The 21,677-nt window shown below is 63.6% G+C and carries 13 protein-coding genes; 7 read left to right on the plus strand and 6 right to left on the minus strand.

Features of this window, described 5'->3' with window-relative positions; translation table 11 throughout:
- Window positions 1–320: 320 nt before the first annotated feature.
- Window positions 321–1,124, plus strand: a complete 804-nt coding sequence (locus ACFXHA_RS37190; RefSeq protein WP_379364658.1) for a DNA polymerase beta superfamily protein — start codon at window positions 321–323, stop codon at window positions 1,122–1,124.
- Window positions 1,125–1,187: 63 nt separating this feature from the next.
- Here ACFXHA_RS37190 and ACFXHA_RS37195 read toward each other — a convergent pair whose 3' ends face one another.
- Together ACFXHA_RS37195 and ACFXHA_RS37200 are read right to left on the minus strand one after the other, a co-directional pair.
- Complete coding sequence (locus ACFXHA_RS37195; protein WP_379364660.1) at window positions 1,188–1,406, minus strand: cold-shock protein; 219 nt, start codon at window positions 1,404–1,406, stop codon at window positions 1,188–1,190.
- Between the two features lie 621 nt (window positions 1,407–2,027).
- On the minus strand, window positions 2,028–4,079 hold the full coding sequence (locus tag ACFXHA_RS37200) for an ATP-binding protein (RefSeq protein WP_379364661.1): 2,052 nt from the start codon (window positions 4,077–4,079) through the stop codon (window positions 2,028–2,030).
- A gap of 361 nt (window positions 4,080–4,440) precedes the next feature.
- Between ACFXHA_RS37200 and ACFXHA_RS37205 the strand changes: the two genes are divergently transcribed.
- Together ACFXHA_RS37205 and ACFXHA_RS37210 are read left to right on the plus strand one after the other, a co-directional pair.
- Entirely contained in the window at window positions 4,441–5,538 is a 1,098-nt protein-coding gene (locus tag ACFXHA_RS37205) for a heparan-alpha-glucosaminide N-acetyltransferase domain-containing protein (protein ID WP_379364663.1), read from the plus strand.
- A 93-nt stretch (window positions 5,539–5,631) separates the two neighbouring features.
- The gene (locus tag ACFXHA_RS37210) at window positions 5,632–6,639 is read left to right on the plus strand and encodes an MBL fold metallo-hydrolase (protein WP_379364665.1); all 1,008 of its coding nucleotides are present in this window, start codon (window positions 5,632–5,634) and stop codon (window positions 6,637–6,639) included.
- A 28-nt stretch (window positions 6,640–6,667) separates the two neighbouring features.
- Here the strand turns inward: ACFXHA_RS37210 and ACFXHA_RS37215 are convergent, their stop codons facing one another.
- Window positions 6,668–7,129, minus strand: coding sequence for a winged helix-turn-helix transcriptional regulator (locus ACFXHA_RS37215; protein ID WP_379364667.1), 462 nt, complete (start codon window positions 7,127–7,129; stop codon window positions 6,668–6,670).
- Window positions 7,130–7,211: 82 nt separating this feature from the next.
- Here ACFXHA_RS37215 and ACFXHA_RS37220 point away from each other — a divergent pair, with 82 nt between their 5' ends.
- Window positions 7,212–7,889, plus strand: a complete 678-nt coding sequence (locus tag ACFXHA_RS37220; protein WP_379364669.1) for a nitroreductase — start codon at window positions 7,212–7,214, stop codon at window positions 7,887–7,889.
- Here the strand turns inward: ACFXHA_RS37220 and ACFXHA_RS37225 are convergent, their stop codons facing one another.
- From ACFXHA_RS37225 to ACFXHA_RS37235, 3 genes are all read right to left on the minus strand, one after another.
- Window positions 7,890–8,384 carry a GNAT family N-acetyltransferase gene (locus tag ACFXHA_RS37225; RefSeq protein ID WP_379364671.1) on the minus strand — a complete coding sequence of 165 codons (495 nt, stop codon included), beginning with the start codon at window positions 8,382–8,384 and terminating at the stop codon, window positions 7,890–7,892. It abuts the gene before it with no gap.
- A gap of 4 nt (window positions 8,385–8,388) precedes the next feature.
- Window positions 8,389–10,458: a neutral/alkaline ceramidase gene (locus tag ACFXHA_RS37230; RefSeq protein WP_379364673.1), complete on the minus strand. Its 2,070-nt coding sequence runs from the start codon at window positions 10,456–10,458 to the stop codon at window positions 8,389–8,391.
- Window positions 10,459–10,727: 269 nt separating this feature from the next.
- The gene (locus ACFXHA_RS37235) at window positions 10,728–11,606 is read right to left on the minus strand and encodes an alpha/beta fold hydrolase (protein WP_379364675.1); all 879 of its coding nucleotides are present in this window, start codon (window positions 11,604–11,606) and stop codon (window positions 10,728–10,730) included.
- Between the two features lie 653 nt (window positions 11,607–12,259).
- Here ACFXHA_RS37235 and ACFXHA_RS37240 point away from each other — a divergent pair.
- The 3 genes from ACFXHA_RS37240 to ACFXHA_RS37250 are packed head-to-tail and all read left to right on the plus strand — an operon-like array spanning window position 12,260 to window position 21,677.
- Window positions 12,260–17,011, plus strand: coding sequence for a sacsin N-terminal ATP-binding-like domain-containing protein (locus ACFXHA_RS37240; protein ID WP_379364677.1), 4,752 nt, complete (start codon window positions 12,260–12,262; stop codon window positions 17,009–17,011).
- Window positions 17,008–18,525 carry an NERD domain-containing protein gene (locus ACFXHA_RS37245; RefSeq protein ID WP_379364679.1) on the plus strand — a complete coding sequence of 506 codons (1,518 nt, stop codon included), beginning with the start codon at window positions 17,008–17,010 and terminating at the stop codon, window positions 18,523–18,525. Before ACFXHA_RS37240 ends, ACFXHA_RS37245 begins: the two co-directional genes overlap by 4 nt.
- Complete coding sequence (locus tag ACFXHA_RS37250) at window positions 18,525–21,677, plus strand: helicase-related protein (protein ID WP_379364681.1); 3,153 nt, start codon at window positions 18,525–18,527, stop codon at window positions 21,675–21,677. Before ACFXHA_RS37245 ends, ACFXHA_RS37250 begins: the two co-directional genes overlap by 1 nt.

Below are 21,677 nucleotides of genomic sequence, written 5' to 3' on the forward strand. Positions count from 1 at the left end.
CCGGACAGCGCGGCCGAGCCGGTGTTCAGCAGGCCATTGAGAGCAGCGGAACCGGTGTCGATGATAACGGGGATCATGAAATTACCTCTTCGAGTATTCGAGTCGAACTTCTTGACATGAAGCGTATCGGGCCGATTTCCGGGCCCGTTACGGGAATTAACGCGATGTGACCGGCGTCACGTAGCAATGAATCTGTGGCCTCATTCATATTCGTGTCGAATTCCCGCCATATAACGCACCCATCACGCCCCTATTTCTGGGGGCTTAACGCGCGAAAAACGCTTGGACCAGTGGGATCCCGGGCACTACCGTCGGCTCCCATGACCCTGCGCTCGATCCCTGCCTCCATGGACCCGGCGGTGGTCGCCACGATCGACGGCGAACTGGACCGAATCGTGCGCGAACACCGCGTCGACATGCTGCTCGTCATCGAGAGCGGCAGCCGCGCCTGGGGGTTTCCCTCCCCCGACTCGGACTATGACTGCCGTTTCGTCTACCTGCGGCCGCTCGACGACTACCTCACGCCCTGGCCCGGCCGGGACGTGATCGAGACGCCACTGGTCGGTCTGCTCGATGTCAACGGCTGGGATCTACTGAAGGCGCTGCGGCTGCTGGTCAACGGCAACGCGGTACTGATCGAATGGCTGATGTCACCGATCGTCTACCGGGGCGACCCGCAATTCCGGGACGAATTGCGCGCCCTCGCAGACGAAGTCGCCGACCGCAACCGGGTGGCCCGGCACTACCTCCACCTGGGCCGTCGCCAGTGGCAGTTGTTCGACTCGAATCGGTCGCTGAAAAAGGTGTTCTATTCGCTGCGCCCGGCCATGGCATTGCGGTGGCTGCACGAACATCCGGAGAATGCGGTGGCACCGATGCATTTGCCGACACTCTTGGCCGAATGTGAGCTGCCGGGGGATTTCGTCACGTCGGTCGCGGAATTGACGGAATTGAAATCCCGCACCCGGGAAATGGGATCGGGGGAAGTCCCCGCACCGATAGCGGAATTCATCTCGGCCGAGTTCGAGCGGGCCGCAGTGGAATTCGTGCGCGATGAGCCGGCCCAGCGGCAACATGCACAGGCTCTATCAACCGAATTCTTCCGGCGGCGGTTGCGCGGCTGAGAGAATCCATCGAGCATCACCTCGCGGCGGCCGGTCCGACCGGCCGCCCCGGGGCTGCGTTCGCTAGCGCCCGACCTTCGCCGCGACCCACACCGCGACCGCTTCGGGCCCCTGCTTGGTCGACCGCATCTCGAATTCCACCCGCTGCCCCTCCAATAGCGACCGGAAGCCCTCTCCCTGCACGGCGGTGTACTCCACGAACACGTCCGGCCCGCCATCATCAGCGCTCAGGAACCCGAAGCCCTTCTCGCTGTCGAACCACTTCACCGTGCCGCGCACCATTACCAACCTTCTCGAAACCGTTCGGCTGCATTTCACGTCCCCGCACGTGCCGCGGTCCATGGTGTCACGACAGCGCCCCGCCCGGTCGGCCACCCGCAACACGCCAGCCGCCACGCGACCGCCCGCACAAACGCGGCCTCACCCATATATCGAAAATTCAGCCCCCACCGCATCATCCGTACGCCACCCGGCACAGACGAATCCACCAACCCCGGAAGATATATCTTCCTGCCCACCGCTCCGCCGATTACTCACGCACGCACCAACTCCCGATACGCTCCGGCCACACTGCTCCGCCCTCTCGTGCCGCAATTGGCTGCACCCCGTCACAGCCTCTCGGCCGGCGAACTATCTACTCGCCCCGCGTATCCGTGCGGCGGGCCCGCCGTGTCGGGCGTGCACCACAACGGATCAAGGTCAGGGAGTACTCAGCGTGGTGATTCGGGCGAAATTCCTCGGTGAGTACTCCCTGATCTTGGTTCCGCGCAGGGAGTCTCGGGGAGGGGTGGTGCCCGGGCTGCCCCTCGGATGGCCCGGGCACCGGGGCCCGCGCTGGGCACCGGCGCGTCTGTCGGGTCGTGCTCGCTTCGACCCGGCGCTGACGGTGCGGCGCGGGTGGTCTCAGCCGGCGCGCATGTCGCCGGTCCGGGATTCCTCTTCGGGGTCGGAGCCGCGCATGGTGTAGACGCGTTCGAGGAAGTCGCGGTGGGCGCGCAGGGTGGCATCGAGTAGTTCGCGCCAGGTGCGGCGATCCACCCGTTGGTCGCTGACCAGGGAGGACAGCGAGGCGGGGCCGAGCTTGTCGATGTGGTCGACGATGAAAGTCAGGCGGCGGCGCGGGAATTGGGCGCCGATGCGGGGGTTCTCGTCGAGGAAGTGGTCGAGTTCGTAGAGGTAGTTGACGGCGCGGTTGTACTCCTCGTCGGTGAGGTGATAGTCCATGCGCTTGATCTCGACGATCCACAGTTCGCCGGCGTCGTGCAGCAGGACGAAGTCGGGTTCCCGCTTCGGGCTGCCGATGGTCGTGGTGACCAGCGGGGAGCCGAATTTCTGGGCGTACCAGCGTTCGAAGCTGGCGCGCACCCGCTTGAGGGATTCGTTCATGCCCAGCGGCGTCCACTCGGGGGCGAGCAGCCAGGGGGCGCTTTCGATCAGCTCCTGGAAGGGTCGTTCCAGGGAGCGGCGGTCGTCGATGAGGGCACGCAGGCGGGCGACCACGGCGACTCGCTCGCTGGCGATCTGGCCCAGCGAGTAGATCTCGGCCACCCGGGCCCGCTCGAACAGTGCGACCACGACATCCAATTCGGGATCGCCTTCCTCCTCGGCGATCTCCTTGAGAGTGTCGAGCAGGCTGCGCTGCGGGCCCAGCGACAAGGCCAGGCGCAGCATGTTCTGGATGTGCGCCGGATCGTCGAGGGAGGCACGGTCCTTGTGCGCCACCAGGATTCGCGCGGCATCCAGCACGGAGTCGCGGAACAGGCGGTCGCCGGGAGCGATGGCGTCGAGGGTCTCGTGGATGCGGGAGCGCTCCACGAACTCCTCCCAGACCCGGCGGCGAATGGATTTCTCGCCGAGACGGCCGATCTCCTTGATCAGCGCCCGGCCCCACTGGGCGAGCGCCTCGCCGCGCGGAGAGTTCCACATAATGTCCTGGCGGTCGGAGCGGACGAGGTCGTCGTCATCGTCGAGCCAGTCCACATTGATCGCGCCGACCAGGTAGGAGCGCAGCTTGAACTCCCCGGTGAATCCGGCGGAGATGCCGAAATCCCTTGTCTGCGCGACGATCTTGCCGCGCGCGTAGATGCGCACACCGGCCATGGCGTCATCGCGGTACGGCTGCTTGGAGTAGGCGATCCATCCGGTCAGGGGCAGGAACTGCCGCCCGAAGCGCACCGGCACCCGGCCGACATCGATGCGGGTCTCCTCCATGACGTCGATGGGCAGCTGGGCGAGGATGAAGCTCTCCTGCCCGATGGTGTTGCGCACCTCCACCCGCCAGTCGGCGCGCTCGATGCCGAAGCGCGCCGCCAGCTGGCGGTTCAGCTCGGTACCCGTATTGACCCGCTTGCGAAGGAAATTGCGCAGGATGATGGTGGTCCCGCGCTTGGACGTGAAGGTGCCGTCCAGAGGTCCGGGCCGCGGGAAGTAGTCGCTCTCGGTATCGGAGAGCATGTCGTCGAGATCCATCACGATGTGAGAGACGTTCCAGCCCAATGGGGTTCGATCATCCTCGCGGCTGCCCGCGGTGATCACCTCGATGGTGCGGCAGATCCCGAAGGCCGCCAGCTTCCCGATTCCCTTGCGCCCCATGACCGGCCGCCGCCGCTCGCGGGACAGATCCGACCCGGTGCGCACGCGCCGGTCGGAGCCGACCATCAGATAGTGCTCGTTGATCTCGTCGGCGGTCATGCCGTGCCCATTGTCGGACACGACGATCTCGTATGCCGGTTCGTCTGCGGCCCGGACGGTTCCGGCCAGCATCGCACCCCACGGCAGCACGACCTCCACCTCGGTGGCGTCGGCGTCGTAGGAATTGGCGATGAGTTCGGCCAGAACCGCCGAAACCCTGTCGTACAGCCGGATACCGAGCTTGTCGATCGCCAGCCGGCTGATGCGCATCGTGTACTTGTGGTCATCGCGATCGTGCGCGGCCACATGCACTTCCGGGTACATGGAAGGCCCCTTTGCCCTTCGAGTAGCCTTCGTTCAGCTACCTCTGAAATCGATGCAACGCCGATTGATTAACGAGGGGCTGAACATTTACAGACCGCTTGGTCACAGTGTGATTCCGGGATTCACCGACCGATAGCCCACGGCAACGGCAAGGTCTCGGTTACCTCCGCGACGGTGCGAATGCCCTTTTGCACCCGCCCCAGGCGTTCCACCGCAGTTCCGCAGCCGCTCACAATTTCCCGGCGAATCCCCCCGAATTCCTCGCCCGCCCCACCCTTCCCGAGCCGCCGCATCCCCCGTCCAGGCAATCGATACTCGCCTCCTCATGATCCGCTCATGATGCGCTGGGCACGATGCGGGTATGACGATCGGATTCGCCGTGCCCGCGCGGCCATCGACGGCCGCGACTCGGCTGGCGGGGATCGATGCCGCACGGGGGATTGCGGTGCTGGGCATGATCACGGTGCATGTCGGGGTGCTGCGGGAGTTGGCGTGGAGCGATCCGGGGAGTTGGCTTGCGGTGGCGGCGGGGCGGTCATCCATTCTGTTCGCGACGCTGGCCGGGGTGTCGATCGCGCTGTTGAGTGGGCGGGAGCGGCCGCCGAGCGGGGCGGAGCTGGTTGGGGTTCGGCTGCGAATTCTGGTGCGCGCCTTGGTGTTGTTCGCGTTGGGTGGGGTGCTGACGATGCTGGATACCGGGATTTCGGTGATTCTGCAGACTTATGCGTTGTTGTTCGCGTGCTGCCTGCCGTTCCTCAACTGGTCGCCGCGGCGTCTGCTGGTCCTGGCGGCGGGGTGGGCGGTGGTCGCGCCGCCGTTGACGGTGTGGTTGGGCACGCTGGTGCCGTCGAGCTGTGATTCGATGGCGGCGGAGTGCTCCGGTGCGCAGGTGACCGATCTGGCGATCACCGGGGATTATCCGGGGCTGGTGTGGATCACGTTCGCGCTCATCGGACTTGCGCTGGGCCGTAGCGATCTGACCGCGCGGGTGACTCGGCTGCGGATGCTCGCGGCGGGTGTGCCGATGATGATTCTCGGTTACGGCGGTGCCTGGGTGCTGGGTCGTTTCGACGCTGCCGATGCCACCGAGTGGACCCAATTGCGCACAGCCGAACCGCATTCCGGATCGACCTTCGAGATCGTGGGATCGGTGGGATTCGCCTTGACGGTGATCGGTGCGTTGCTACTGGCGGCAGAACGATTGCGGCCCATACTGTTTCCCGTCATCGCCGTCGGAACCCTTCCATTGACGGTGTATTCGGCGCACATCGTGGCGGTATGGCTACTCGGCGACGTGGTGGCGGAGGCATCCGGCAATGCCCTGCTGGTCGTCTTCCTCGCGCTCACGGTCGGGGCGTCGACGCTGTGGGTGCTGGCCTTCGGCCGGGGGCCGCTGGAGCGCGGGATGTCGTGGCTGTCGGATCGGGCGACGGCGGGGCGGGCCGTCGCGGTCGGGTGAGGGCGATTGGGTGACAGTCCGGTCGGTACCGGGCAGAATGCGGGACGGCGCGCCCGGGTCCGACCGGCCGCGACGCGAGACAAGGGGATTCGGGTGCCCAGCAGTCAGATGATCGCCGCACGTCAGCGCTTCTTCGGCGAGGCTGCCGTGGATCCGGTCACCGGCGCGGTGCGCGACGATCAGGTGCTGGTGTCGTGGTTCGGGTGCGCGAGTTTCGCGGTCGCCATGGGCGGTGTGGTGTTCCTCCTGGATGCGTGGGTGCCGCGCGGGGCGACCTCCGGGTACGTGCCGACCACGCCCGAGGAGGTGGCCGCGCTGGAGCCGGTCGCGATCTTCATCGGGCACGGGCACTTCGACCACGCCGCCGACGCGGGGGCGATCGCGCGGGCCAGTGGCGCGGTGGTGCACGGCACTGCCGAGCATTGCGTGACGGTCCGCAAGCAGGTACCCGGAGCCGAATTGGCTTGCAAGGAACTGGGTTCCAGTACGTCCGCGCCGGGTGAGCGTCACGATTTCGAACTCGCCCCGGCGCTGTCGGTGACAGCGATCCGCCACATCCACTCCGCGCGGACACCGCGCCACGAGGGGCATGATGCCTCGACTCCCGTGCGGCCCCGGCCATGCCTCTGCGATATTCGCACGTACCCACCGAATCTCACCGATGCCGGGCATCTGGCACGGAATCTGTTCGCGCCGGAAGGCGGGGTGCTGCTGTACCAGTTCCGCCTCGGTGAGTTCGTGCTGACCTGGCACGATTCGTCCGGGCCGCTGCTGGACAAGGCGCCCGGTGTGCTGGACGTACTGCGCGGCCTGCCCGCCTCGGACGTGCATATCGGTGCGGTGCAAGGCTTCAATCAGTTCACCAACGGGCTGCGTGATCCGCGCAGTTACGTCGAGGCCTTGCGCCCGAAGGTGTTCGTGCCCAACCATCACGACAACTGGCTGCCGGTGATGACCGCGCGCGCCGAGGCGTTCCGGACACCCGTACACGAGGAGCTGGCCCGGATTCCGGAGGCCGATCGCCCCGACATCAAGATGCTGATCGACCGCGACGATTACCTCGCCGCCGGATGCCTGGCCTTCGATCTCGCGAAATCCTGAGCGCTACAGCCTGATTCGACTCGGCCCGTCATTCCCGGACCGGCGCGGTCATGCCGGGACCGGCTTCGGGAGCGACGTCACGTGCGGTGAGTTCCTTTCCGCAGGAATCACATTCGAGGTGTACGTGCGCCTCGCCCGGGCAGTCGCGATGGCGGTAGTAGACCGGCGGTCCGTCCGGGGCCATATGGGTGTCGCCCCAGTCCCGGAAGGCCATCAGGATCGGGTACACGTCGTGGCCCTTGGCGGTGAGCCGGTACTCCTCGTAGGTGCCGGTTTCGGTCGGCTGCTTGGCCAGAATCCCGTGCTCCACCAGCCGGTCGAGGCGATCCTGCAGCCGGCCGCGGGAGATGCCGAGATACGCCTGGAAGCCGTTGAACCGGCGCACCCCGGAGAAGGCCGCCTTGAGGATGAGCAGCGTCCACCGGTCGCCGAAGACGACCAGCGCCCGGGTGATCGAGCACGGCTCGTCGGAAAGTTCCTCGTACCGCATCTTCCGATCCTACCCATCTGGTCCTAATATGAGACTGCATTGGGCCTGGTCTCGAAATGGGACCACATTCGGAGGGTGAGACATGTCCGACCGCTACGCCACGCTGGAATCACTACTGGCCGACCGCTACACCTGCCGGGCCTTCCGCCCGGACCCGGTCCCCCGCGCCGACATCGAATCGATCCTGCGCCTGGCCCAGCGCACACCGTCCTGGTGCAACACCCAGCCGTGGCAGTTGGTGATCACGGAGGATCCGGCCGCCACCGACCGCTTCCGCAAGGCACTGCTCGACCACATCGACGGTGCGGCGATCGCCACCGACATCCCGTTCCCCGCTTCGTACGAGGGCGTGTATCGCGACCGCCGCCGGGAATGCGGCGGGGCGCTGTACACCGCGGTCGGTGTCGCACGCGGAGATCACGCGGGCAGCATGCGCCAAATGCTGCGCAACTACGAGCTTTTCGATGCGCCGCACGTCGCGATCCTGACCACCGAGGCTGATCTCGGCACGTACGGCGCGGTCGACTGCGGGCTGTATCTGACGTCGTTCCTGCTCGCGGCGCAGAGCCTGGGTGTGGCCACCGCGCCGCAGGCCGCGCTCGCGACCTACTCGCCGTTCCTGCGGGATTACTTCGACCTGCCCGCGAATCGCCAGGTGCTGGCCGGAGTGTCGTTCGGGTATGCGGCGGACGAGCACGCCGCCAACGGTTTCCGGACCTCGCGGGCCGCACTCGACCAGGTGGTCACCTGGCACAGCTGATCAGAAACGCAGAACCATGGTGACGCTGACGCTTCCGGCCGGATTGGCCTTGCGGGAGCCCTCCACCTCGACGAACCCGAGCCGCTCGTAGAGCCGCAGCGCCGGATTCTCCAGGCGGACACTCAAACTGACGGCGTCGTAGGTGTCGCGTGCGGCGTCGAGCAGGGCGGTCATCAGGGCCGTGCCGAGTCCCGTGCCGCGGCCCTCGGGCGCGACACCGATGGCCAACTCCGGAGTGTCGGCGTCGATGTACCCGTAGGCCGGGTCCACGGGATCGAACAGTCGCAGCCAGGCAGCACCCAGCGGCACCCCGTCGAATCCGCCGACCACGCCGAGATCGCCTGCCGCGCCCCAGCCTTCGACGTAATGGCCGAGGTGGGGGACGTCTCGCAGCTCGTCGGGCGAGTGCCTGCCCTGCTCGCGGGAGTAGGAGGCTTCATAGAGCATCGCCCAGAGGAGCTTCTCGTCGGCGGGTTCAGCGGGTCGAACGAACATTTCTTCAGCCGATCATGAATTCTGCCGAGGTGCCAGTGAATTCGTTGATCGTCCCGGCGGCGTCGCGGCTGTTACCGGTGTAGGCGATCCGGTATCGCCCCGAGGGCGCGTCGTCCGGAACGGTCCACTGGATGCGAATGGTCGATGCGGCGGGCTGTCCGTCCGGGCGGGACCAATGCAGTTCGGTGCACCAGTCGTTGTCGTCGTAGCTGCGCCGCCAGATGTCACCGACGCCCTGCTGGATCTCGAAGTAGGTGCCGTCGAGCCGGAAGTCGTTGTTGGGGTGCGCGCCCACGAACTCCACCGAAACAGTCTGCCCCGCACCATAGTTCGCGTCCGCCTTGGTGAGTACGTCACCGAAGGCGCGCCCGGCGTGCGGCAGATCCGCGGGCACCGGCGGCAGGAAGTTCGGCTGCAGCCCGAAGCTCCAATCGAGCGGCGCGGGTCCGCGCCCGAGGTCGATGCGCGCCGCCAAAGCCTTTGCCAGCCGGTCGAATTCCTGCATGTGCGCCGACAGCGTCCACCGGCCGTACAGGGTTTCACCACCCTCGTACTGCTGGGTCGCGTATTCCTCCGGCGTGGTGACATACCCGTTGTAACCGTTCGAATAGCCCTGCACGAGCACATTCTCGATCGGAACATTGAGCGCGCGGGAGACGATGCGGCGAATCCGCAACCCCGACACCACCGTGTACTCCGACGGCCCCGACGCCAACACCAGATCGCCGATCCGCATCAACTGCAACGGCACCACCTGCGGCACCCACGGCCGCGGCGGCAGAATCCCCAGCGGCGCCAGAATCAGCTTGGGCGCCTGCACATCCCGCATCCACTGCTCGATCGGCGAGTTCAGCCCGCCGAGCGCGGCCACCATCGGATTCGAGTCACCCTCTTGCAGGAACGACAGCTGCGAATTCCAGTTGTCCTCGGTACTGGTCGCCATCGCCGCCGCACCCATCATGGCGGGCGAGGTGCGGGCAGGCTTCCCATCCGGCGTGTAGTCACCGTCGATGGCGGTGTCGGAGAGGTCCACATAGTGCAGCACCGAGTCCACACCGGCACTGCTCATCGGCGACGCCGCGTCGAAAGCCTTTCGGCCCGCCTGATATTGGCGCTCGCCGATCATGGCGCAGTTGGTGCGATTGTCCTCCGTGGGCCCCGACGGGTGCATCGGCCGGATCCACAGGTTGGGGGTCATATCCCCCGGGTTGGTCTGCGGGAACGCCGCCACGAACGCCGGCGCGCCATCCAGATGCCGCACCCCCATCTCGTCGTGCTCCCAGCGGTAACTGGCATAGCCCTTGTTATCCGCGGAGATCAGAGTGTTGCGATCGGTCAGGCTGGTGCCGTGCGTGGCAAACCACGTGATAGCCCCAACATCCCTGCCGCCCTTACGGAATCGCAGCACCGTGATCTTCGGATCGATGGCATCCGGAAACTCCGCCTTGTCCTCGGCCGGATTCTCCTCGAACGCCACCCGCGACCGATTCGCACTCGCATCGTGCAGCTCCCCATGCCCCAGCATGATCGACCCCGGCCCGATGTTCTCATGCGCGTTCACGATCGCCTTGACGATCCCGTTCACCTCGGCATCATGCGAGTTCTGCTGAAACCCCATCGCCGCAAGCGAATACGCATACTCCCGAGCGCTGCCACCACACGAGTTGTGGTTATGCGTCGCATTGAGATTCACGTTCCGCTCGGTGTACATCCCCCCGAACCGCTGCTGCAACTGCTGCATCACCACCAGGTGCACCGACTGAAACAGACAAGCATTATCGGTGTTCACAAACGCAACCCGATCCCCGGTCGCCTGATCCACCACGATGTAGGCCCGCGCATAACACCGAGTGAGGAGCCCCGTCGTAACCTGATCCGCCTCGGAGTACCCCATCATCCCCTGCCCAGCAGGAGCCCCCGTGATATCCGCAATCCCCACCCCAACCTGATAATCCTGCCCCGCCCCCTGCCGCTTCAACGGTTGCACCCCAACCGCATTCGCGCCAACCACGACGCCGGCCCCCACGCCACCAACCGCAGCACCAACCAGCACAGCCCGCCGGGACAGCGTCATAGCACCCTCACTTCCACACCGCGGCATGCCAGGCACCCGGCCCGCACCCACAAAAGAGTGAACCCGTTCTATTTCAGGTTTCCCGCAGACTAGTCGGTCACTTGACCAATTTCTAGCCGTAGACCCCAACCGCGCCCGCCACCCTAACCCCGCAATCCCCTGACCCCGAGTCGCACACGCCGAATACCACCAGGTCATCCCCCTCCCCCAACCCGCAGCAACCCGATGCGCCAGCGAGCCCTCAGCGAAAAGTTAGCCTCCGCGAAACGTCAGCGAGTCTCCCCCGCCAACCGAATCAACGCTTCCCGAACCAACTCCGGCCGTTCATCCACGATGAAGTGCCCACACCCCTCGACGTACTCCACCGTGTAGTCATCCGCCCGAACCGTCTCCGCCGCCGCCAACGAGTAATGCACGGCAGCATCCCCCTTCCCGAACAACGCCCGAACCGGCACCGTCGCCGGCCGAACCTCCGGACTCCGCACCGAAGCAGGAATCTCCTTCAACAGAAACGTCCGATACGTATCGGTAGCCGCCCGAGCCACCACCGGATCCCTGAACCGCTCCGAAAACACCTTGATCGTCTCCCGATCCATCCCATGCCCCTCGGACATGGCATTCCCGAACAGCCACTCCAAGAACCGAGTCCGCCGCTGCAACGGCACCCCCACACTCGCCATCAACGGCTGATAGGCCAACAACCGCCACGCATGCCGAGCCACATCCCCCTTCGGCGCCCACGGGTGGGCCATGTTCAGCACCAGAAACCCACTGAACCGCTGCGGCTCCCGCAGGACCATCCGGTACCCGATGAACCCACCCCAGTCGTGCCCGATCAACAGCACGTCCTTATCAAGTCCCAGCGCATCCATCAGCGCCAGCACATCCGAGGCCACATCATCTTTGGCCCACCGATGCGGCGGCGCCCCCGACCACCCATACCCCGGCAGATCAGGCGCGATGATCCGTATCCCTTCCGGCGGGTTCGCCAGCATGTCCCGATAGACATAGTGATGTTGCGGCCACCCGTGAAGCGCCAGCACAGGCCGTCCCTCCCCCGCCTCGGTCACCTGGAATCTCACACCTCGCGCCTCGACAGATGTCCGACGAACCCCAGCGATGACGGGCAAATCCTGATCAGCAGCCATAACCCACGCTAGCCCGCCGCCCGCCTGGTCATCACGATTCCGAGAACCATCAACGGAAGCCCGCATCCACCACTACAGCCGCGAAGATCACCGCCGACCCAAAACAGGAATTCGACCGCTCGACATCAGTCCGGCCATCGACATATCCGCTGCCCCCGATTGGAATCAGTCGCAAAGACCCTTCCGAAAGCGCCAGGAATCCGACACGAAGCGATTCTAAGCACGTGCCGGTGAAGAAGACAAGGCGCGAGATACCGAATGATTAGAATGAAACCGTTCGGTACTTAGATTCCCTAAACAATTAGGCCGACCTATCCAATGACCGATACATACCACCATCGAGTGACCGATCCATGCCACTGGATAGCATGATAAAGGCACGCCACCAAGAAGACATCGCGTGCCAATCGAGCCGCACCCCCTTGCGTTTAGATCGACGGTCAGCTATTGACCCCAAACGCGTTACGCCGCACAGACGAATTTCTTCTTGACAACATGACCCCCAATGGTGTGAGGTTTCGTCCTGAGCACAAAGGTGGGGAGTAGCGGCAGGTTGCACCACTTCAAAGCCGATCCACCTACAGGTGTGCGCGTTGCGAAGCTTTCTTGATACCGGGGGAATACGTCTTTTGACACAAAATCGAAGGGCAGAATTGACAAAGGAAGATGCGGGGATATTCGCCGAGCCGTGGGCGAACGACCCAATCCTAGCCAGCGAACTGGAGGCACAGTTCGAACGTGCAGAGGCGGCTTACTGGGCAAATCCCCATCTAATCGCCGAACATGCGAATCATGAAGATACTATTCGCGTGGGCGGTTATTCAAGTCGCACATTGCTCGAGCTGGTACAGAACGCCGCCGATGCTATGTCTGGAACGAATGACGATGACCCCGGTCGCGTCGAGATCGTCCTCGACACCAATAAGTCCACGTTGTACTGCGCAAACTCGGGCCGACCCTTCTCTCGGAGCGGCTTGATCTCGATCTCCCACGCGCATCTCAGCGGTAAACGTGGTGACGAGATCGGGCGTTTCGGACTCGGCTTCAAGTCGGTGCTGGCCGTCTCTCAATCGCCGCAGGTGTTCAGTCGTTCCGTCTCATTCGAGTTCAACTCTCCGTCGGCCCGGGAGACGATTGCGCGCATTCAACCCAATACGAAGCGTTTCCCGATCCTCCGCACGGCGACCCTGATCGATCCTGTTGAATCGATCAGGGCGGATCCCATCCTTTCGGGGTTGGCGACGTGGGCTACAACGATAGTTAAGCTCCCCGAAGCGTCCAACATGGAGCGGCTGCGGAGTGAGATCCAGTCTTTCGCCTCAGAATTTCTACTCTTCGTCGGATCGGTTCGTGAGATCAGCCTGCGGGTTATCGGCAATGAGGGATTCGAGACGAGTCACGCATCTCGCGATCTGGGCAATGGAATCCTCAGGATCGAGCGCCCGGATGGAAGCGGCGACGAGTGGATCGTCAAGGAGCGCATGCATTCACCTTCCCGGGAGGCCCGTCGGGAAGTCGGTGAAGCGGTATCTCGAGAGAAGGTAAAGATCACGGTCGCGGTACCCGTTCGCCACTCGCAACAGCGCGTTGGGCGATTCTGGTCGTACTTTCCGTTGCAAGACTCCACGTCAGCATCGGCATTGTTCAATGCCCCATGGAGCGTGAACGACGACCGTACGACATTGCTTCGCAATGACTACAACCGCGAGATCTTGAGGGCCATGGCAGCGATGCTGGTCGACGTTCTTCCCAGGCTCAGCACGCGCGATGATCCAGCGGCACACCTCGACTATCTGCCGGCACGAGGCCGAGAAGAGCGTTCGTTCGGCGATAACGTGCTGTGCGCTGCTGTTCCTCCCCTCGCCGCAGCGGTAGAGATGGTTCCGGATGCGGCGGGCGAGCTTCAGCTTCCGGTATCTCTTCGACCACTCGACCTGACCATTCCAATCGGGAAAGACGGCGAGAAGGACAAGGTCAGCGAGAACGACTTTCAGGCGTGGATCACCTCGCCCAACACCAAAGACGACGTACCACACTGGCGTGCATATGCGTCGGCACAGCGCTTTTTGCGACTGCGTGAGCTCTGCGTGATCGGAACCGACCTCGATATCGGAGAGACGAAAGGACGCGACCGGGCGCCCGATGTCTCGCGGGTACCGACTCGGGGCCTCAGAACATGGCTCTTGGAGTGGGCGAACGGGGGTGATCTCGACTCCACGGTTGCCGCGTTCAAGTTCGCTGTCGAGCACCAGCGGAAGTTGCCCGACGCCGACAAGGCCCGCGTCATCCCGACCACCGAAGGCATGCGTGCGCTGGACGACCGCAATACCGTCTTCCTCGAACAAGCGGAGGACATCACGGTTGATGGGGCAGCCTTCGTGCAGCCCAGATTCCTTGGCGTACAAGGTGTTCGGAAAGCCCTCGAGGGAGCAGGGTTCCGAAAGCTCGACCCGGTCGCCATCCTCAACGCTCGGATAGCGCGTCTGACTGCCGAGTCCGACAGTCACGAACTCGAGCGGTTCTGGGACGCCGTCGATGATGTCTCGGTGCGCGACGCGGCCAAGGTGATCAAGGACCACCCGCGCCATGCAGTCAAAGTGCCGACACAAGACGGCGGGTGGGCATGGCCGCAACAGATCACCGACATCGGTGAACCGTTGGCTGGGTACGAGCGCTATCTACTCGATGGTCACAGGTGCAGTGTGGAAGTCGCCCACTTGCTCGGCGTTATCCGTGAGCCCGTCCGGAATTACAACTTCGATGACGAGCCGCTCCGTGCTCAGTACATCGAGTGGACCCTCAAGACGCTCAACGGAAATCTCGGACCAGGCGAACGCCCGATCGAACGAATCAGCGTCTATCCCAAGGGCGGCAACTCGCCGGGACCCTGCTCGATGCTGGTGATCCTGGAGACCGCAGCCGCATCGAGCCAAATACGTGTGGACTGGACCGAACGTCTCCTCGCTCACGGTGATGCGCCTTGGGACTGCGAGGACATCGACTCCGGCACGGACTACACCGTCATCTCACCGCTGCGGTGGGCTGTCGAACACGCCGGCCTGGTCAGATCGACCAAGGGACCGCGGCGGCCCGACCAAGTAGTCGCGTCTTCCCTAGCCGCATATCGAGACTTGTTGCCGCTCTTCATGGGTCCGTCCACGGTGGCGCAGGTCTTGGCGTTGCCGGACGTGCTCGGACAGATACCCGTCGCGATCCTTCAGGAAGCACTGGCGGTCGATCTCCTCCCTCCTGCGATCAACGATGACGTACTTGCCGAGTTCATCGTGGCCGCAAGTACCAGCGCATACCCGGACAGCCAGCCACCGAAGATTCCGGCTCGGGTGGGTCGGGCGGTGGAATCGCGTCCGCCGAAGTCGGTGTACACCGCCACAACCGATGAACAGCGAGACTTCCTCAAAGCGCGCCAACGCCCGTACCTATTCACCACCGCAGAACGTGCCGCGCAACTCATCGAGACGGTCGGTTGTCTCCGATTCGAGGACACATTCTCGTTCTCGATGTCCATCGACGGCGTGCAGCCCACCGAGGACCTGCTCGACGTATTCACCGGTCTCCGATACGAACTGGTGGCCGACAGCGTGACGAATGCAAAGCTGATTCGAGCGGCCAAGATCACCAAGCGAGTGACGACCGACAGCGGCGTCGAGGACCAGTCCGTCGATTGGCATCTCGATGGGGTCAACCTCATTGTCCAGAACAGCCTCGACGATCATCAGGTGCTCGACGTCGTGAACACCGCCTTCGCTCTGCGCCTTACGAACGCCGACCTCGCCAACGTTCGTAAGGCAGGCCTCGACGACTACCTGGAGGGACTTCGCCAGCAGGCCCTCGCCGCCGACACGGATGCCGAACGTCTCGAAATCTACTTCGGTGACGACGATCTGCGAGACGAACTGCCGAAGGGCCTCTGGCGTGCGCTCAAAGGCCAGAGGCTGGTCGACGAGTCGACATCCGTCGCGGAGCTCTATCTCACGGTGTATGGATCGGACTCCATCAAGCGCCTTGCCGAGCCTTTCCGACGCGAAGGCTTCACGGATGTCCCGAACATGTGGGCTGGTGGAGGGTCGACAATCGGCTGGCTCAGGCGAATGGGATTCGGCACCGGCTATGCCGGCCGCCGCGCCCAGCACGAAGACTCGGAGTTCGTTGTCCCAGGGGCGATCCGGCTGAACAGCTTGCACTCGTTCCAGCAATCGATCAGTCAGAAGCTGCGGGCCGTCCTCACCGAACCCGACGAAAACGGCCGGGCGCAAAAGGCGATGGTGGAGCTTCCGACTGGTGCGGGTAAGACTCGGGTAGCCACCGAGACCGTCCTTCGCCTGTTCACCGAGGATGCCCTCAGCGGAGTCGTGTTGTGGATAGCGCAGTCCCAGGAGCTGTGCGAACAGGCGGTACAGACGTGGAGTACGGTCTGGCGCGGTCTGGGCGACGAGCGACCGCTGACGATCGGCCGTCTGTGGGATCGAAACGATGTTCACGAGCCGGATACCGAGTTCAGTGTCATCGTCGCCACGGATGCGAAGCTCGACAGCATCCTGAACAGCCCCGAATATGCTTGGCTTCGGGATCCCGTCGCCGTCATCATCGACGAGGGCCACCGAGCCGGCGACTCCGAACGCTATACCCGACTCCTGACCTGGCTGGGCGTTGCGGGGCGCGGCTGGGCCAGGCCGCTGGTAGGCCTATCGGCCACCCCGTTCAAGGGAACCTCCGAGGACTCCACCCGAGCGCTAGCCGCGCGCTTCGGCAATCGCAGGCTCAGTGCGTTCGCAAGTAACCCCTATCGGGAGCTGGCGGAGCAGGGCATCCTCGCGCGTGTACGTCACGAGGTCTTGCATGGCGTGGATGTGAAACTCTCCACCAAGGAGCGTGACGAGGCGCGCAGCATGAGACGTGTCAACGCATCGGTCCTCGATCGCATTGCACAGGACCAGAATCGTATGTCGATCCTGGTGTCCCACATCATGAGTCGCGATCCGGACGAGCAGGTCCTGGTCTTCACACCGAACGTTCTGTCGGCTCAGATTCTTGCAGCGACACTTCGCTACCGTGGAGTCGAGGCCGCAGCCGTCAGCGGAGAGACCGGTCGCCACGAACGACGCGACACGATCGAGCGGTTCAAGAGAAGCGAGATTCGAGTACTCGCCAACTGCGACTTGCTGATTCAGGGCTTCGACGCTCCTGGCGTTCAGGTCCTTTACATCGCCCGCCCGACCTTCAGCCCGAACGCGTATATCCAGATGGCAGGCCGCGGTCTTCGTGGCCCCGCCAATGGCGGCAAGGCCGAGTGCCTGATCGTCGACATGGAGGACAACTTCGGAGATATCAACAATCTTCTGGGTTTTCGTGAGTACGAAAACCTCTGGACGGAGCAGATTTCATGATGCTGATTCCGGATCTTCCGGAGATCCATCGAAACGCGAAGAGCGGCGCCGAGCGGCGAGTCGCCGAGTTGCTGAAGGAAGTGGATGGGCCGCCCGACGCCGTTGCCTTCTGGTCGGTCAACCTCCGTTCTCATCCGTACAAGCAACAGGCCGAGGCCGACTTCGTAATCCTTTGGAAGGGTGTCGTTCTCGTCATCGAGGTGAAGGGCGGCGGGGTCAAGAAGTACGAGGGGGTGTGGTATTCGGTCAACCGGCACGGCGACTGGAAGAAGCTGCAGACCTCCCCGATGGAGCAGGCCCGCTCGGCGATGTACGCACTCCGAGAGATCTTCCACCGTGAGGGCCTGGGCTGGTTCGCACACGAGGCGATGGTCATCACCCCGGAGATCGACTCTCCCCCACCGTCGATCGAGTGGGAGCCCACGCATTGGCTTGCGAAGGACGAGATGACTGTCGCCGCGCTCACCGAGGCACTCGAAACCGTCTCGAACAAAGGTCGATCGGCTCCGCAGGGAACGAAAATCGCACGTGCCCAGGATCTTCGGGAGAGGCTGTTCGGAGCCTTCTCGCGGATGCCGGTGATCGATGCCCAACGGGGTGCCGTCATCGAAGATCAGAATCGGGCAACGGATGCACAGGCTCGGGTACTGGCCTCGCTCGCCCGCAACCAGCGCTTGATGGTCCTCGGTGGAGCAGGAACCGGGAAGTCCTTGGTCCTCGCCGAGGCTGCGAAACACGAAGCGGCTGAGTGTCGTTCGGTCTTGATCACATTTCGTTCGCCGGCTCTCATGAACTTCTTCTCGCCACTCGTCGGTGGCCGTCCTATCGATATCGTGCCCTTCGACGAGCTGCCCGAAGGCAAGCAGTACGACGCCGTGCTGATCGATGAGGCCCAAGACCTCATGACCGCGGAGTCGATGGATCGACTGGACACCGTGATTCGCGGTGGACGAGGCGACGGCCGGTGGAGGATGTTCCTCGACCCGAACAACCAAGCCCACGTTGACGGACGCTTCGACCAAGACGTCTACGAGTTGGTCGCCACCGAAGCGATGACATTCGATCTGGACCGAAATATCCGGAACACCCAGGCAATCGTGCACGTGGTCCAGGAGTACCTCGGAGCCGATATCGGTGACCCCGGAATCGTCCACGGCGAGAAGCCCCAGTGGAACGTGACAAGGGGAAGCGCCGGCATCGCGGATGCGGAGGCGGTTGCGCGCAAACTCATTGCCGACGGTGCTCGTGAATCCGCCATCTGGATCATCAGTGTGACCTCGGATTCGGCGCCGACCCCCAATGCGGACGGCGTCGTCGTGACGAGCCCGCGATATGCAAAGGGGTTGGAGGCCGAGCGGGTGATCGTATGCGATCTGCCCGAAAAGTACGACACGAATGCCATGGCCGCCTTCTACGTCGCCGTGACCCGCGCGCGTGTTTCTCTCCACATCGTGCTGTCGCAAGATGACAAACGGCGCCTGCAAGAGCTCATTCGAGGGCGAGGGCCGCACTGATGACTTTGACAAGCGCGCAGATCACTGCGCTCGGTCACCTTCGGGCCGCCTACATCGGTCCCGAGAACGGTCCCAAGGAAGTCCTTTTCAATCGACCACATCTCCAGTACTCGGTCGGCATGCTATTTCCGACGAGGTCCGAGGTGACCGAAGCCGCCGTGACCGCCGAAGAAGCAAGGCGGGTTTCGGCGGTCCGGGAAGGCGATGTCGAAGAAGCAGGTGGGGCTGTTCCACTGGCTGAGGACTGGCGGCCGTCCTCGATCGCAATCTCGTTTGTGACTGATCGACCCGCCGTTGTCTGCAAGCTCGAGGGTGGAACGTACTCGCAGGTCGTCGGGGATGGACCACCTCGCTGGCAAAGGCAACCTTTTGAGTTCGGCGACCTCGGACTCACCAAGGAGAACAAGTCCAAACACCTCCGTGCCGGCAATGTCCCGATCGAGATCGGTTCGCGTTGGCGCACATACGGTGATGCGCATTTGGTGACCATCCATGCTCGCTTGTCGACCCCTTCGACAGGTGATGACAAAGGCGACATCGAGCGGATGTTGTTCCAGGTGCGTCTGGAAGTCACTCCTGCTGACGGTGCACAGATCCTCGAGTACGACACGGCTCGGACGTTCGACATCGATGCGGAATCCGCAGAGTTGCGTCTCCGCTTCCGCAACCGAAAGACCTTCGCGGTCGGCCATGGTATGGCCGCAGACTGGGATACCGAATCCGGTAGGTGCACAAAAGTCTTCCTGACACCTATGCCGGCGTTCGTAGTTCCGAGCGTAGAGACCACTGCTTTCAAAAAGGATTCGGTAGAGGTGCGGGCGCTGCGGCTCGATGTGCTCTCCCGAATGGACAGTGAACCCGAACGCGTGCTCTCGGCATTGGACGCGTTCGTCCAGGCCTTCTCGGTGTGGGTTTCGAGCCAGGAATCAGCAGTCGACGGGTTCGGTCCCCAAGCCGTAGTCGCCGCGGCAATCGTCAACCGCTCCAGGCTGGCCCTTGAGCGTATGGCTGCAGGCGTCGCACTGCTACGTGAACCCGAGAGCGGAACGCTGCGAAGCGCCTTCGCATTGGGTATGACATCGATGCGCAGTCAGATGCGGCAGGCGCAATTGGTCCGTGACGGGTCACAGGGTGAACCTGCCTGGCGCCCATTCCAACTCGGCTTCCTGCTGGTATCTCTTGCATCGACCGTCGAGGAGCAGCACTCCGATCGGGAGTTGGTAGACCTCATCTGGTTCCCCACCGGAGGCGGTAAGACCGAGGCCTATCTGGGACTCGCGGCGATCGAGATCTTCCGCCGTCGACTCGTGGACGGGATGAAGGGCGGTGGTACAGCGGTGATCACGCGATACACGTTGCGCCTGCTCACCGCCCAGCAGTTCCAGCGAGCAGCGGCCCTCATCTGCGCGATGGAAAACCTACGACGGACCGATCCGCGCGCAAAGGGAATGTCACGGTTCTCCATTGGCCTATGGGTGGGAAACGAGGTGACACCGGCGACGAGACCTGACGCGATTAAAGCGCTGGAACGCCTGTGGAGAGCAAAGCGACCCGAAGAAGCGAACCAGTTTCAAGTCGAAAGCTGCCCTTGGTGTCTCACCAGCCTTGTCCCAGAGGCGCACGAAGACGATCACACCAAGTACGGGATGCGTGTGGTCGGGAGTGACGTGGTGCTGTACTGCACCGACCCCACCTGCGATTTCAGCGATGAGCTCCCGCTCGATGTCGTCGACGACGTCCTGTACGAAAACCCACCCACCATCTTGTTGGCCACCGTGGACAAGTTTGCGAGGCTTCAATTCAAGCCGGAGGCTGGAAAGCTTCTCGGACTGAACACCACCTTTCGGCAGCCCTCGCTGATCATCCAAGACGAGTTGCACCTGCTGTCGGGCCCACTCGGTACGACGGTCGCCGTATTCGATGCGGTGATTCAACTTCTCCTGAGCCGCAGTGGCACGGCCCCGAAGATCGTCGCATCGACCGCGACCATCCGGGCTTCGGACGAACAGATCCGCGGCCTGTACGGCCGAGAAGTCGCGCTGTATCCGCCGGCGGGGCTCGAAGACGACAAGACCTTCTTCTCACAACCGGTGAAGGACGGAACCGGCCGTTTGTACATCGGAGTGATGCCGCAATCGGTGTCACAGGCTTCCGCGCTGGTATCCGCGACCGCGCCGCTCGTCGAGCTCCCAGCGGTCCTCGCCGACGGCCCCGAGCCGGACCAGCCTCTCGATGCGTTCTGGACACTGGTCATGTACCACAACAGTCTTCGCGAACTCGGTCGCACCGGAACGCTGGTAATCGATGACGTAAACGGCCGGCTGGAAACACGGGCCGACCGACTCGGACACCTTCTCCGGCCTGTCCGTGCTGATCGAGTACTCGAACTGACTAGTCGGCGTGGCCCCGAAGAGCTTCCGAACGATCTGCGCGAACTTCGCACAACCGCAGATAGTTTCGCTGACACCGGAGCGATCGACGTTGTGCTGTCGTCGAACATGCTGTCCGTCGGCATCGACATACCTCGCCTCGCCTTGATGCTCATGGTGGGCCAGCCCAAGACCACCGCCGAATACATCCAGGCAACAAGTCGGGTCGGCCGCGGTGCCAACAATGGCATCGTCGTCACGCTGTTCCGGTCGAACCGTGCACGTGACCGCTCCCACTTCGAGACCTTCCGGGGCTACCACGACGCGCTCTACCGGAGCGTGGAACCGACGAGCGTCACGCCGTGGTCGCTGGCATCGAGAGATCGATCGCTGGCGGGCGCGTTGATCGCTCTGATGCGGCATTCCTTTCGACCACTCGCTCTCGATACCGATGCGGACCGACTTGATCTGGACGACGCCCGCATGAGCAGCGCGGTCGAGGCGGCAATCGACCGCCTTCTCGCCCTCGTCCGGCGTTCCGATGAGATCGAGTCGGCGGAAACCGAGAGTCAGGTCTGGTACCTCCTTCGAGATTGGGACCACCGAGCAAGGCGTGCACGTGAAGAGCGCAATCCCCTCCGGTACGACCGGCGCACGAGCACGGACGAGGCGCTGACGAGGCGGTTCGGTCAAAGCGGCGAGGGCTGGCTGGTCGGCGACTCCATGCGATCCGTCGAACCCAATGTGGCAATCGAAGTGCAGGAACCTCGGGAGGCGATCTAG

This window comes from Nocardia sp. NPDC059240, assembly GCF_042753865.1.
Classification (GTDB): domain Bacteria; phylum Actinomycetota; class Actinomycetes; order Mycobacteriales; family Mycobacteriaceae; genus Nocardia.